Annotated in this window: 13 protein-coding genes; 6 read left to right on the forward strand and 7 right to left on the reverse strand. The window is 69.6% G+C overall.

Going from position 1 to position 13238, the window contains the following annotated elements:
* The first annotated feature begins 299 nt into the window (after positions 1 to 299).
* Positions 300 to 1319, forward strand: a complete 1020-nt coding sequence (locus ACWCO3_RS21665; RefSeq protein WP_450011672.1) for an aldo/keto reductase — start codon at positions 300 to 302, stop codon at positions 1317 to 1319.
* A 101-nt stretch (positions 1320 to 1420) separates the two neighbouring features.
* On the opposite strand, the gene ACWCO3_RS21670 is transcribed toward ACWCO3_RS21665, so the two are convergent.
* Together ACWCO3_RS21670 and ACWCO3_RS21675 are read right to left on the reverse strand one after the other, a co-directional pair.
* The gene (locus ACWCO3_RS21670) at positions 1421 to 2506 is read right to left on the reverse strand and encodes a winged helix DNA-binding domain-containing protein (protein ID WP_450011674.1); all 1086 of its coding nucleotides are present in this window, start codon (positions 2504 to 2506) and stop codon (positions 1421 to 1423) included.
* On the reverse strand, positions 2491 to 2688 hold the full coding sequence (locus ACWCO3_RS21675; RefSeq protein WP_145780045.1) for an epoxide hydrolase N-terminal domain-containing protein: 198 nt from the start codon (positions 2686 to 2688) through the stop codon (positions 2491 to 2493). Before ACWCO3_RS21675 ends, ACWCO3_RS21670 begins: the two co-directional genes overlap by 16 nt.
* A 62-nt stretch (positions 2689 to 2750) precedes the next feature.
* On the opposite strand from ACWCO3_RS21675, the gene ACWCO3_RS21680 reads away from it, so the two are divergent.
* Positions 2751 to 3773, forward strand: coding sequence for a helix-turn-helix transcriptional regulator (locus ACWCO3_RS21680; protein ID WP_357928945.1), 1023 nt, complete (start codon positions 2751 to 2753; stop codon positions 3771 to 3773).
* Between the two features lie 47 nt (positions 3774 to 3820).
* Here the strand turns inward: ACWCO3_RS21680 and ACWCO3_RS21685 are convergent, their stop codons facing one another.
* The gene (locus ACWCO3_RS21685; RefSeq protein ID WP_357928948.1) at positions 3821 to 4015 is read right to left on the reverse strand and encodes an HflX-like GTP-binding protein; all 195 of its coding nucleotides are present in this window, start codon (positions 4013 to 4015) and stop codon (positions 3821 to 3823) included.
* Positions 4016 to 4299: 284 nt separating this feature from the next.
* Between ACWCO3_RS21685 and ACWCO3_RS21690 the strand changes: the two genes are divergently transcribed.
* The 3 genes from ACWCO3_RS21690 to ACWCO3_RS21700 all read left to right on the forward strand — a co-directional run bounded on the left by ACWCO3_RS21690 (position 4300) and on the right by ACWCO3_RS21700 (position 6983).
* Positions 4300 to 5019, forward strand: a complete 720-nt coding sequence (locus ACWCO3_RS21690; RefSeq protein ID WP_358164894.1) for a hypothetical protein — start codon at positions 4300 to 4302, stop codon at positions 5017 to 5019.
* A gap of 143 nt (positions 5020 to 5162) precedes the next feature.
* Positions 5163 to 5732: a TetR/AcrR family transcriptional regulator gene (locus ACWCO3_RS21695; RefSeq protein ID WP_450011677.1), complete on the forward strand. Its 570-nt coding sequence runs from the start codon at positions 5163 to 5165 to the stop codon at positions 5730 to 5732.
* 48 nt (positions 5733 to 5780) lie between these two features.
* Positions 5781 to 6983, forward strand: a complete 1203-nt coding sequence (locus ACWCO3_RS21700) for a GDSL-type esterase/lipase family protein (protein ID WP_450011679.1) — start codon at positions 5781 to 5783, stop codon at positions 6981 to 6983.
* Positions 6984 to 7090: 107 nt separating this feature from the next.
* Here ACWCO3_RS21700 and ACWCO3_RS21705 read toward each other — a convergent pair whose 3' ends face one another.
* Entirely contained in the window at positions 7091 to 7933 is an 843-nt protein-coding gene (locus ACWCO3_RS21705; RefSeq protein WP_450011681.1) for a hypothetical protein, read from the reverse strand.
* 33 nt (positions 7934 to 7966) lie between these two features.
* Positions 7967 to 8089 carry a hypothetical protein gene (locus ACWCO3_RS21710; protein ID WP_280116479.1) on the reverse strand — a complete coding sequence of 41 codons (123 nt, stop codon included), beginning with the start codon at positions 8087 to 8089 and terminating at the stop codon, positions 7967 to 7969.
* A 150-nt stretch (positions 8090 to 8239) separates the two neighbouring features.
* Here ACWCO3_RS21710 and ACWCO3_RS21715 point away from each other — a divergent pair, with 150 nt between their 5' ends.
* A complete protein-coding gene (locus tag ACWCO3_RS21715; protein ID WP_450011684.1) occupies positions 8240 to 10384 on the forward strand; it encodes an MMPL family transporter in 2145 nt (714 codons plus the stop codon).
* 56 nt (positions 10385 to 10440) lie between these two features.
* Here the strand turns inward: ACWCO3_RS21715 and ACWCO3_RS21720 are convergent, their stop codons facing one another.
* Both ACWCO3_RS21720 and ACWCO3_RS21725 read right to left on the reverse strand, forming a co-directional pair.
* Positions 10441 to 11799 carry an ATP-binding protein gene (locus tag ACWCO3_RS21720; protein ID WP_450011686.1) on the reverse strand — a complete coding sequence of 453 codons (1359 nt, stop codon included), beginning with the start codon at positions 11797 to 11799 and terminating at the stop codon, positions 10441 to 10443.
* A 74-nt stretch (positions 11800 to 11873) separates the two neighbouring features.
* Positions 11874 to 12566, reverse strand: a complete 693-nt coding sequence (locus ACWCO3_RS21725) for a response regulator transcription factor (RefSeq protein ID WP_357928966.1) — start codon at positions 12564 to 12566, stop codon at positions 11874 to 11876.
* Between the last annotated feature and the right edge of the window lie 672 nt (positions 12567 to 13238).

A 13238-nucleotide genomic window follows, 5' to 3' on the forward strand; every position in this document is an offset into this window, starting at 1 on the left:
GCGCATCCCCAGGGTGCCCTGGGTCTCGTTGTTGTCCCACGCCAGCACGTAGCCGCCGCGCTTCTGACCGAACGTCATCGCGAGCAGCAGGATGGGTCCGGGGCCGCAACCATCGGTGACGGGCTCGTCATATAGGTCGATCCAACGGCCGCGTCGCGTTACCTCCGTCACCCCACTTGGCATCCGGAACGTCGTTCCGTATGTTGGTTACCGGAACAACGCTCCGGTTGGCCCGCATGCTGAACCGGGCGGACTGCCACTGAACCATGGACCGCTGGACGTCTGAAGGAGAAACAGTCATGCAGTACCGCACCTTGGGGCGCACTGGTGTGCAGGTCAGCACCCTCGTGCTCGGCGCAATGAACTTCGGCAAGATCGGCAACACCACCCAGGAGGAAGCCACCGCCATCGTCGACGGCGCGCTCGATGCGGGGATCAACCTCATCGACACCGCCGACGCCTACAGCGGTGGCCAGTCCGAGGAGATGGTAGGCAAGGCCATCGCCGGCCGCCGCGACGACGTCGTCCTGGCCACCAAGGCGACGCTGCCGATGGGCGACGAGCGCAACCAGCGGGGCGGCTCGCGCCGCTGGCTGGTCACCGCGCTGGAGAACAGCCTGCGCCGCCTCGGCGTCGACCACGTCGACCTCTACCAGATGCACCGGTGGGATCCGACGACCAGCGACGACGAGACGCTGTCGGCGCTGACGGACCTGCAGCGCACGGGCAAGATCCGCTACTTCGGCTCCTCGACCTTCCCGGCCCACCGCATCGTGCAGGCGCAGTGGGCCGCCCGCGAGGGGCGTCTGAGCCGTTATGTGACCGAGCAGCCGAACTACTCGATCCTGCAACGTGGCATCGAGACCCACGTGCTGCCCGCGACCCAGGAGTACGGCATGGGCGTGCTGGCTTGGAGCCCGCTGGCATCGGGCTGGCTGTCCGGGGCGATCCGCGCCGACCAAAAAATCAGCACGAACCGCTCGGGCTTCATGCAGCATCGCTTCGACGTCAGCATCCCCGCCAACCGCGCCAAGCTCGACGCCGTCGAGCAGCTCGCCAAGGTTGCCGACGAGGCTGGCCTCAGCATGATCCAGCTCGCGCTCGGCTTCGTCACCGCGCACCCGGGCGTGACCAGCGCGATCATCGGTCCCCGCACGATGGACCACCTGAGCTCGCAGCTCGCCGCCGCGGACACGGTCCTCTCGGCCGACGTGCTGGACGCGATCGACGCGATCGTGGCTCCCGGCGTCGACCTCGCCGCCCATGAGAAGAACGACACCCCGCCCGCTCTGCTCGAGCCGGCGCTGCGCCGCCGCTGAGCATTCGGCACGTTACGAGTATCCGGGTCGTACGGTCCTCGGCACGGCACGCTGGATCGGCGGCCGCGCGGACACGAGTGTTCGCGTGCTGTCTCCCTCCCCTATTCGAATTCCTCGACGAGCCGCACGTCGGGCGCGGCGTCCGGGTGCAGGAAACCCAGCAGCGCGGCACCTTCGGTGGTCACCGCGTCGCGATCGGCGGCGGTTAGCGGTACGAAGAGCCGAACGGTGAGGGCCGCAGCTGCGACCGTCCACGCTCCCGCAGTGAACCCGTCGACAAGTACCGGTCTGGGGACCGGACCGTGCCGGGTCACCGCCCGGCTCCGGAACTCGTCGGTGAGCACCCGCGTCCGGTCACGATAGGACAGCAGCAGGTTGTCGAAGTCGTACAGGTACCGCACCGGTGCCGGTGTGTCCGGGTCGGGCCGCGGCGCGTCGGGCAGGTCGACGTACCCGCCGGGAAACGTCCGAAGCTGCGGCCGGAGCCGGTCGACCACCTCGGCGAGGTGGGTGAGGCCGCTCCAGGTCTGCGCGTCGGCCACGGTCGCCGGGCCGTACGCGCCCAGGTAACGCAGCACCAGGTCGTCGATCTTCATTCGGTGCGGCGGCGGGCCCGCCCAGACGTCGAGCGGCGCGTGCACGGTACGGCCACTACGGCCCCACACCCCGCGCGGCGGCGTCTGCACGAGCGGAAGCAGGTTACGGGCCGCGTACGCGAGCGCCGCCGCGTTGTTTTCCGGCCACCGCCGCAGCAGTGCGGCGCCCGTCTCGGCGGGCGTCATCGCCCGCTCGGCGAGCAGGTCGCGCGCGTGTGCCGCCACCGCACCGGTGTCGAGCCCTCGCATCCACCGCCCGTGGGTGTGGTTGGCGAACAGGTCCCGGTCCAGCACCGGCTGCACGAGCGGCCGAATCCGCGCGGCCTCCGCGGCGCCGATCACGTGGATGGTGGACCGCATCAGCGCGATCCTCACCACCGCCCGGCTCTCCAGCAGCGTCGCGACGTCGGCCGCCCGGAAGTCGGCGAGCCGGCTCCACAGTCCCGCGTACCAGGTGTGCGGCGTCTGTGCCTGCAGGCCGACGAGGTGGGAGAGGGCCGCTGGAACGCTCATACCGGAGCGGCGCAGGAGCAGCTGGCGGTCGAGCGTGGCCCGGTTGAGCGCCCGGCGGTCCATCAGCGCTTCTCCCACGCCCGCCGGTCGTACCCGTGCTGCCAGCGCCCAGCCAGCACACGGGGCCGGGCCGGCGGCACGCCGTAGTCGTCGCCGGCGCCGGGCAGCTCGTCGGCCCACCGGGCACGAGCCAGCCGCTCGGTCAGGTCGCCCAGTTCAGCCCGCGGACAGTCGGTGCGGAACTCGCGGATCTCGGTCATGCGGTGAACTCTGTCAGCTCATGCGGAAGAGTCCGTTCCTAATAGCGTGCGAGGCTGATGACATGTTGGAAACCTCGGCGCGGTTGCTGCGGTTGCTGTCACTGCTGCAGACACCGCGGGACTGGACCGGCGCGCAACTCGCCGAGCGCCTCGGCGTCAGTGGCCGCACGGTGCGTACCGACGTGGAGCGGCTACGAACCCTCGGCTATCCCGTGACGGCCACCCGCGGCTCGGTGGGCGGGTACCGGCTCGGAGCCGGGGCCAGCCTGCCGCCGCTGTTGCTGGGCGACGAGGAGGCGGTGGCGGTCACGGTCGGGCTGCGTATCGCGGTCGGTGGGACCATCTCCGGCATCGAGGAGGCGTCGCTGCGCGCGCTGGCGAAGCTGGAACAGGTGCTGCCCGCTCGTCTACGGCGCCGGGTGGCTGCGCTGCAGGCGTACACCGTCGCGGTGCCGCGCGACGTCGCCGGACCGGTGGTCGACCCGACGCTGCTGTCCGTGCTGGCCGCCGCGTGCCGAGAACGGGAAGGCCTACGGTTCGACTATGCGGACCACGCGGGTACGGGCAGCCGGCGCGACGTGGAGCCGTACCGGCTGGTGAACTGGGGTCGCCGCTGGTACCTGCTCGCGTACGACCTGGGCCGCGCGGACTGGCGGACGTTCCGGGTGGACCGGATCACGCTGCGTACGCCGAACAACCCGCGGTTCGCCGCGCGCCCGCTGCCCACCGCCGACATCGCCGGGTACGTGTCCGGTCGGGTGTCCGCGGCGTCCTGGCGATATCGCGCCCGGATCATCGTGCACGCGCCGGCGGTCGAGGTCGCCAACCGGATCACCCCTGCGGTCGGCACCGTGGAGCCGATTGACGAGCGGACGTGCGTGCTGGACACCGGCGCGGAGTCCGTCGAGACGCTCGCCGTCCATCTCGGACTGCTCGACCACGACTTCACCGTGACGGAGCCGCCGGAGCTCGTCGCGTACCTCCGACGGCTGGCCCGCCGTTACGCGATCAGCGTGCCCGGCGGAACTTCGCCACCCGGCCCGGCTCCCCCGACGCCCGGCAGGGCCGATCCGGCGCGCGGATGACCCCGCCGGATGCGGGCGTTCGCCCGATCTCCATCATGTCCGGACGCTCATCGGCCGGGGGCAAGAAGGTCCTCGCCGCTGATCACGAGGCATCCGAAGATGTCGCCGAGGACAGCTCGTTGGTGTTTCGTCAGCGGGTTGGCGAAGACCGCAACCTCGACCTGCGCGGCTCGGCACGCTTGCGCGATTTCACGCGCTTTGCCGGAGCTGATCAGCGTCCGTCGAGAGAACGGCATGGCCATCCTGGCCGCACCGCCGCGTGAGACACCCCGCCGCTGGACGTGCCGGCTCACTACCCGCCCACCATGCGCCTCCACCGAAGCCGTCAGCACATCAAGCTTCGCGCCGAACTCCCTATCCTTCGCGGAGAACAGCCCTACGAGCAACACGTTGGCGCCCGCAAGCACAGAGGCCGACGGCCCAGTCGGATCTCGCCGCACGGAACCATGGTGCCAGACGCCTTACCTGCCGAGGGGCTGTCAACGGCGGCTGGTCCGACAGGCGGCGGCACTGCGAGGATGACGGCGTGATCATCCCCGGATACTTGGACGGGTACGAACCGCCATTCCTACGATCGCCGCTGGTCGACGGGTCCGACATCATGTCGCAGGAGCTGTTCTGGCCCGCTTTCCTCGCCATCGTCGGGGGATCCACGTCGGTGCCAGACGCTTTCGGCGTCGACCCAGCCGACCTGGAGCACATCGTCGACACCTTCCTCGACCCGCAGAGTTGGCCAGTGTTCTCACTGCCGCTTCCCGGGCGCTGCCGCCTGCACGTCATCATGCGCAACGTCGACGACGATGGCGGCGTTGACTACGTGCTCGACCCTGGCACCGGTGACGCGTCGATTCCTCTCGCCGCCATGGAGGGACACTTCCGAGGGCCGGCGTTCGCGTGGCCGGAAGTCGTCGCCGCAGCGCACCAGCCGGATCAGGATCACACCCCTGCCGAGCGTCTACTCCTCCTCGTACCGGCCTGCGCCGACAGCAACCGCCCAGGCGAGGCCGTCGACCTGGTCGCGGAGGCCTTGACCGCTCTCGGCGCCCGGTCCGATGTACGCCAGGTCAGCGAAGAACTGCTCAACAGCGGCAGGTACTGGACGCCGTGCCCATGGGTGAACATCGACGACGTCCTCGTCGGCAGAGGACCGCACACCTACCGCCGCTACGGAGGTGAGCTGTCCCGGGAACAACTCCGCCTCATCGCCGACACGCTCCAGCCCTCGGGGATCACCGAACAGCAGTAGCGTGCCAGCGCACTACGTCGGCCGGGACGAGGGCAAGAGGCCGGGACGAGGACATCGGCTGCCTCAGCTTCACCCTCACTGTCGGATTTGCCTAAAGGTATTAGGCGAGAGCATAATTGCTGTAGGCAGGTAGGGGAGGCGTGATGGATAGACCAGGACTGACGCCGGAGCGTCTGACCCGAGCGGGGGCGGAACTGGCCGACGAGGTCGGCTTCGACCAGGTCACCGTCTCGGCGCTCGCTCGGCGGTTCGACGTCAAGGTCCCGAGCCTGTACTCGCACCTGAAGAGCTCACAGGACCTCAGGATCCGCATCGCGCTGTTCGCGCTGAACGAACTCGCCGACCGCGTAGCCGATGCCGTCGCCGGTCGGGCCGGCAGGGACGCTCTAGCCGCGTTCGCCGACGCCTACCGCGACTACGCCAGGGAGCACCCGGGCCGCTATGCCGCCGCCCGGCTCCGGCTCGATCCAGAGACGGCGGCCGCCAGTCCAGGTGTCCGGCACGCGCAGATGGCTCGGGCGATCTTGCGGGGTTACGGGTTGGACGAGCCGGACGCGACCCATGCGGTCCGGATGCTGGGCAGCGTCTTCCACGGCTACGTCAGCTTGGAGCTAGCCGGTGGTTTCGAACACAGCGCTCCCAACGCGCTGGAATCCTGGGAATGGATCGTGGATTCGCTCGACGCGGTGTTACGCACCCGCAGCACTCGCTGACCCGACGACGGTCGCACCACCGCCAGCGGTTCGCAGCGCGGCGCTCCGATGAACATCGAGAGGCTTGAGGCAATGCCCACCGAACACCAGTGGATCACCACCCCGGTCACCGCGGGCCTCCTGCGCGGCTTTGTCGATCTGGAGGCGACCCCGCGCGGTCTACTGCCGCATCGGCTGACCGCCCGGGCGCGCCAGCAGATCCCCGACGATCAACTGGCCATGGCTGAGGCCCAGCCCTCCGGCGTGCGGCTCGCTTTCCGTACCCGGGCCACCACCATCGAACTGGACACGCTGCCCACCAAGCGGGTCTACCAAGGCTTCCCGGCCCCACCGGACGGCGTCTACGACCTGCTGATCAACGGCCGCCTGGCCGCACAGGCCTCGGTGCCCGAAGGCAACGTCCGGACGGTTACCAACATGTTCACCCAAACCTCTGTGCTGGCCGAAGGGCCGTCCGGCACCGCCCGCTTCGCGGATCTGCCGGAGGGTGAGAAAGACATCGAGATCTGGCTCCCGCACACGGAGATCACCGAGTTGATCGCGCTGCGCACCGACGCGCCCGTCGAGCAGACCCCGCCCAGCGGACGCAGGACGTGGCTGCATCACGGCAGTTCCATCAGCCACGGCTCGAACGCCGGTCATCCCACCGCCATCTGGCCGGCGCTGGCCGCGGCCGAGGGCGGCGCAGAGTTGGTCAACCTGGGGTTCGGCGGGAGCGCGTTGCTCGACCCGTTCACCGCCCGCGCCATGCGGGGCATCCCTGCGGACCTGATCAGTGTCAAGATCGGCATCAACATCGTCAACAGCGACGTGATGCGTCTCCGTGCCTTCACCCCTGCGGTCCATGGCTTCCTCGACACTGTCCGCGAAGGGCACCCGACCACACCACTGCTGGTCGTGTCCGCCATCCTGTGCCCGGTTCAGGAGGACACGCCCGGCCCTCTCGCGCCGGACTTCGAGGGCGGGACTCTGCGGTTCAAGGCCACGGGCGATCCGGCCGAGCGCAGCGCCGGGCGGCTGACGCTCAACGTCATCCGCGACGAGCTCGCCCGGATCGTCGAACAGCGCTCGGCCGATGATCCGAACCTGCACTATCTCGACGGACGCGACCTGTATGGCGAGGCGGACTACGCCGAACTACCGCTTCCCGACGAGGTGCACCCCGACCCGGCCGGACATCGCCGTATCGCCGACAACTTCGCGCGGCTCGCGTTCGGCGACGGCGGTCCCTTCGCCACCAAGACCGGCTGACCGCCTGAGGTACGCCGCGCAGCGACGGACGAGCCGGTGCTGTTCGGCGTAGTTCAGGCCCGCGTTGACATCGGCCTCAACCATCCTTCGCGGGCCGAGAAGCGATCTCAGTGCTGCGCCTCGTACGGGTCCCAGTGAGCTGCATAGCGCAGCAGCGAGCGGGCCAGGTCCGGGTGTCCCGTCGCCCATCGGGTGTCGAAGAGGAACCACTGGTCGAAGCCGAAGAAGTCGTCGATGTAGCGGGCGACCTGCGCGATGTGCGCGTCCAGCCGGATCTGAGACTCGGCGGGCCGCTCCGAGACCAACAGCTCCAGCATCTCCCGGTGGATCGCGTCGTGCGCAGACACTGTGTCAAGGTTGGCGGGCGACGGGGCATATCCGGGTAGCCGGGCGTAGCGCTCCAGCGCGGAGCCGATGTCGTTTCCCCCGGGGGCGGCTAGGGCCCGCAGCAGCCGGGTGTCGTGCGGCCAACTGTGGGCGTCGTCGGCGTCGCGCAGGAGGGTTGCGAGGTCCGGCAGGGTGAGGCCGGGAAAGGCTGTGGCGCCGACCAGGTTCAGGTTGCGGCCGGTATCGGGTGATTCCCAGCAGAGGCGGACCGAGAACACGCAGTCGGGCCCGGGCGGAGCCAGCCGAACGGTACGGACAGGTACGCCATGGCTGAAGACGGCGCCGGGCGCGGCGACGCCGCCGGGCAGCGGCCAGGTGTCGTGCAGCAGGAACGAAAGCCGGTCGGGCGACGCGACGGCGGCCTCGTCGTCGACGAAGTAGCAGGCGAGGTCCACCTCGTCGTCGTCGGTACGCACCCTCAGGGAATGCTCGCCGAGCCGGATGAAGGTGCTCTCGTCATCGCCCTCCACCCAGAGGTGCTCGTTCAGCAACTCACGCAGCTCGTCGACGGTCTCCGGCCGTGGCAGGTTGCGCTCCAGTGCCGCCTCGAAGATGGAGTCCAAGCCGTACACCTCATCGCCCAGCTCGCTGTTGATTCACCCTTCCGGGTCGTCGCAGCCCCAGCCCCGGCGGAACCAGTCGAGCACGGTCACGTCGGGCAGGGTGACCACCCGCTTGCTGAACGGCGATTCCTCTCGCCACCGACACACGAAGTACACGCGGCTGACTCTAGGTCGACGAAGACCTGGTAGTCACCGCCGATGTGAAGGGCCGACCGACCTGAGCGCCGTTTTAACAGTCGTCTCAGATTCGCTCGGTACGAAGTCGGCGTCAGATAAGCGATGTGACCCGTCTGTAGGAGGCTAGTGATGGCAGTCAACGCAGCGCCGTCCGGGGAAGCGCCGGCCGGCCGGTTGGCAGGCCGGTGGGTGCCGTGGTTGGTGATTGGCCTGTGGGTGGCGCTGGCGGCGGTCATGGTGCCGTTGAGCGGGAAGCTGAGCTCGGTCACTACCGACAGAGCCGTGGACACCCTGCCGGCCGGTGCCGAGTCCACCAAGGTGGCGGTGCTGGAGGACAGTCTCCCCGGTGGTGAGGACAACACGTTCGTGTTCGTGTACCACCGCGCCGGCGGCATGACCGACGCCGACCGCGCGACGGCCGAGCGCCACTACAACACCTTTGTCAAGCGGTACCCGCCGAAGGTGGCGGTCCCGGCCGGCGAGGACGACGAGGGCCCACCGACGAGACTCTCCACCAACGGCAAGGCGATGATGTTCACCCTCGACGTGAGCACGACCTACGGCCCACCGGAGGCCATCGTCGGGCCGTTGCGTGACGCCGCAAAGGACCGCCCCGCCGGCCTGGAACTCGACGTGACCGGCCCGGCCGCTGTCGATGGCGACATGGATGCCGTCTTCGACGGCATCGACCTGCAGGTCTTCCTCACCACCGTCGTCGTCGTAACGCTCCTACTCATCCTCACCTACCGCAGCCCGGTGTTGTGGTTCATCCCGCTGGTGGTCGTCAGCGCGGCCGCACTGACCGCGATGGCGAGCGTCTACCTGCTCGTCAAAGGCTTCGGCATCGTGGTCAACGACCAGAACTCGGCGCTGCTGACGATCCTGGTATTCGGCGTCGGCACGGACTACGCGCTGTTGCTCATCGCTCGATATCGGGAGGCACTGCACCACCACGAGAACGTCCGGGTTGCGATGGTCCACGCGTTGCGCGGCGCGGCACCGGCGATCGTCGCGTCCGCGGCCACCGTGGTCGCCGGCCTGCTCTGCCTGCTCGTCGCGGACCTGAACAGCACCAGCGGGTTGGGCCCGATCGGTGCGGCCGGCATTCTGTGCGCGCTGGTGGCCATGCTGACGCTGTTCCCGGCGGTGCTCGTGGTGCTCGGCAGGCGTATCTTCTGGCCGGCCATCCCGCGGTTCAGCACGGCCGTGGAGCAGAAGCCAGGGCTGTGGGGACGGCTTGGCACCGCCATCAGCCGCCGCCGATGGGTGGCGACGCTCGGCTCGCTCGGAGTCCTCGGCGTGCTCGCCCTCGGGCTGGCGGGCAATACCGGCGCCCTGCGGGAGCAGGACCAGTTCCTGTCCGCGCCGGAGTCGGTCACCGGCTTCACCGTTCTCCGCCAGCACTTCCCGGAGCTCGGCGGCCAGCCGATGACGATCTTCGCACGGCCGGCGTACCAGGAGCGGGTGCTCGACATCGTCAAGGGCACCCGCGGTGTGGCCATGGCCATCCCGGGTCAGACCAAGGGCGGCTGGGCCGACATCTCCGTGTTTCCGACGGACGCGCCGGACACCGTCGCAGAGTACGACACGATCAAGCGGGTGCGCACCGCCGTGCACGCGGTGAGCGGGGCGGAGGCGATCGTCGGCGGGCCGAGTGCGGAGAACCTCGACACCGAGGTGACCACCAGCCGCGACGAGAAGCTGGTGATCCCGCTGGTGCTCGCCGTCGTCCTGATCGTGCTCGGGCTGCTGCTGCGCGCGGTCGTGGCCCCGTTGGTCCTGATGGCCACCGTGGTCGTCTCATTCGCCGCAGCCTTCGGCGGCAGCGTGTTCCTCTTCGACACGATCCTCGGGTTCAAGGGCATCGACTATTCGGTCCCGCTGCTGGCATTCCTGTTCCTGGTGGCGCTCGGCGTCGACTACAACATCTTCCTGGCCAGCCGTGCCCGGGAGGAGGCCGTGCGTCTCGGCACCAGAGAGGGCATGCTCAAAGCCCTCTCCGCCACCGGTGGCGTCATCACCTCGGCAGGCCTGGTCCTGGCGGCCACGTTCGCGGTCCTCGTCTCACTTCCGCTGGTGATGCTGATCGAGGTCGGGTTCCTGGTCGCCTTCGGCGTGCTGCTCGACGCCCTGCTGGTGCGATCGGTCCTGGTGCCCGCCCTCACCCTGCTGATCGGCCGGCGGATGTGGTGGCCGAGCCGGCTGTCCGGAACGGTGGAGCCGCCGGACGGGCGACAGTCGTTCGCTGACGAGGAGCCCGCGCTGCGACGGTGAGCGCGGCGGCACGGGCGAGATCCGGGACGGGACCTCAGGCCCGTCCCGGATCTTTTTCATGACCCGGCGGTGGGCCGCGTGATTCGACCGGGCGGGGCCGCGGCCGGAAGGTCGACCCGAAGCAGCGCACCACCGCGTGCGGAGCGGGCGACGGTGGCCCGGCCGCCGTGGGCGTCGACGACCCGCTGAACGATCGACAGCCCCAGACCGGATCCGGGCAACGCTCGGGCGCTGTCGGCACGGTAGAACCGGTCGAACACCCGGGGTACGTCGGCGGCGTCGATGCCCGGCCCGGCGTCGTCGACCTCGAGCACCGCCGACGCGCCCTCGGCACGGAGCCGGACCTGGACCAGCTGGTCCGCGGGGGACCACTTGCCGGCGTTGTCGATGAGGTTGAGCACCGCCCGTTGGAGCGCAGCGGGACGCCCGCTCACCCACACGGAGGTGACGTCGAGCGCGACCTCGACGTCGGGCACGCGGGAACGCGCCCGGGTCGCGGCGGCCACCACCACGTCGGCGAGGTCGAGCAGGTCGGTGCTCTCGTCGGTGACGTCACCGCGCGCCAGGTCGGTCAGTTCGGCGGCGAGGGTGCTCAACTCGGCTACCTGGGCGCCGAGGTCGTTGAGCAGCCGGGTCCGGCTCTCCGCCGGCAGTGCGCTGTCCAGGGTTCCGCGCCGATCGAGCCGGATCAGCAACTCGACGTTGAGGCGCAGGCTGGTGAGCGGGGTCTTGAGCTCGTGGGCGGCGTCTTCGGCGAGCAGCCGCTGGGCCCGCCGGGAGTCCCGGAGCGCGGCGAGCATGTCGTTGATCGACTGGATCAGCCGCCGGATCTCCCCACCGCCTTCATCCGGGATGTCGGCGTCGAGATCCCGGGTGTGCGCGACGCGTACCGCGGCGGCGGTCAGCCGGTCGATCGGTGCCAGCCCGGCCCGCGCCACGGTCCGCCCGACAAGGGCGCCGCCGACCACGCAGAGCAGCCCGATCAGCAGCATGCCGAACCCGAACCGGTTGATCGGGCTGTCGTTGGCGACGCGGGCCACCTGGACCGCCCCGTCGCCCGCCCGCAGCGTGTAGACGAGGTAGCCGTCCTCGTCCATGTCGTTCGACTCCATCAGGTCGGCAGACGCGCCCTGCGCCACGCGCAGGGCGTGCTCGCTGACCGGGGGCAGCGCGGGTTGACCGGGCGGCGTCCGGGTCGAGCCGTCGGGCAGGATGACCCGCACCAGTCGACCGGATCCGGGATACGGCGGTAGCTGGACCTGCGCCAGACCGGCGCGCTCCGCGTCCGTCGCCAGGACGCGGGAGTCGGCGCGCAGCTGATCCTCGGCGGTGTCCCGCAGCTCCCCGTCCAGCAGCTCGCTGGCCACCTGGAAGGCCATGAACACGCTGACCGCGATGGCCGTCGCCGCGATCACCGTCAGCCTGGTCCGCAGTGACCGCCGGCGCCACCATCGGGTCAGCCGACGCGGTTTCCGGCCGACGGGCCTGCTCACGGAGGACTCTGCCGCAACGTGTATCCCAGGCCGCGCAGCGTGTAGATCAATCGCGGCTCACCCTCGGCCTCCATCTTGCGGCGCAGGTAGCTCACATACACCTGGAGGTTGTTGGCGGTGGCGCTCATGTCGAAGCCCCAGATCGCCTCGAACAGCACGTCGCGGGTCAACACCCGGGTCGCGTTACGCACGAGGACCTCCAGGAGGGAGAACTCGGTCCGGGTCAGGCGCAGCGGCCGCCCGCCCCGCCACGCCTCGAACCTGTCGGGATCGATCCGGACGTCGGCGAACGACAGGACCTGCGACTCCCCGTCGCCCGGCGTGCGCCGGCGCAGCAAGGCCCGCACCCGGGCCAGCAACTCCTCGGTGGCGAACGGCTTGGGCAGGTAGTCGTCGGCGCCCGCGTCCAGCCCTGCGACCCGGTCCGAGACCTGATCACGAGCGGTCAGCATCAGCACCGGCAGATCCCGACCCGCCGCCCGCAACCGCCGGCAGGTCTCCAACCCGCCGAGGCGGGGCATCATCACGTCGAGGATCAGCAGATCCAGCGTGTCACCGCCGGCCCCACCGACCCCGTCGAGCACGGCGAGACCGTTGGCGACGATGCTGGTGTCGTAACCCTCGACCTGCAGAACCCGCTCCAGCGACTCACGGATGGCCGCGTCATCATCCGCGATCATGATCCGCATGCCGACGCGTCCCCTTCCAGTCGATGCTTTTGCCGCTCATGGTCCCCGATCAACCTGAGGCCAGGATTAGAAGACCGGTCACTATGACGGTCAGCGACCCGCGGCCGGGGTACACGAGCAATGCGGGGAGCAGCGAGCGCTGACCACTTCGGCATCCACTGGGCGGTCACGCCACATCGCGCGATCTCCATCACCACAGGTCATAGTCCGCGTCTCTGCCCGGCGTTGGTGAGCACTTCGGTCGCGGTGACCTCTTCGCCAACCCGCACCCAATCTGCTCCCAGTTGCGAGGCCAGGCCAACCAATGGCTCCTTACCGCCTTGACCTGCGCACACTCCCCCACCAGAGGTCCGGGATGTACGTCACGCGTCGATCATCGCAGTCAGACACGGGCAGTGCGATACAACAAAACGACGGTGCGGGCCGCCTCTGGGCGGCCCGCACCGTTGTCGAACGCCGGGCGCGTTACGCCCGTCTGCCGGAATGCTGGTGGGTGGGAGTTCCCGGCCTACAGGTCGGCCTTCGTCACGCGGGAGGATTCGTACGTCGTGGAGGCCGGGGGTAGACCCGGCACGGTGGCGTGCGGCTGGGTAGGAGAAGACCATCGGGTCTTCCCCCGCCCGCCGATGACGTGCGAGGTTAGGGGTGGCCAGCGGTGACAGGGTGGTGACC

Source organism: Micromonospora sp. NPDC002411 (genome assembly GCF_053592955.1).

Coding starts and splice junctions, on each gene's coding strand:
- ACWCO3_RS21725 (WP_357928966.1), bottom strand. CDS start 12,566: ATGCGGATCATGATCGCGGATGATGACGCGGCCATCCGTGAGTCGCTG.
- ACWCO3_RS21685 (WP_357928948.1), bottom strand. CDS start 4,015: ATGGCCATGCCGTTCTCTCGACGGACGCTGATCAGCTCCGGCAAAGCG.
- ACWCO3_RS21680 (WP_357928945.1), top strand. CDS start 2,751: ATGTTGGAAACCTCGGCGCGGTTGCTGCGGTTGCTGTCACTGCTGCAG.
- ACWCO3_RS21700 (WP_450011679.1), top strand. CDS start 5,781: ATGAACATCGAGAGGCTTGAGGCAATGCCCACCGAACACCAGTGGATC.
- ACWCO3_RS21695 (WP_450011677.1), top strand. CDS start 5,163: ATGGATAGACCAGGACTGACGCCGGAGCGTCTGACCCGAGCGGGGGCG.
- ACWCO3_RS21675 (WP_145780045.1), bottom strand. CDS start 2,688: ATGACCGAGATCCGCGAGTTCCGCACCGACTGTCCGCGGGCTGAACTG.
- ACWCO3_RS21715 (WP_450011684.1), top strand. CDS start 8,240: ATGGCAGTCAACGCAGCGCCGTCCGGGGAAGCGCCGGCCGGCCGGTTG.
- ACWCO3_RS21665 (WP_450011672.1), top strand. CDS start 300: ATGCAGTACCGCACCTTGGGGCGCACTGGTGTGCAGGTCAGCACCCTC.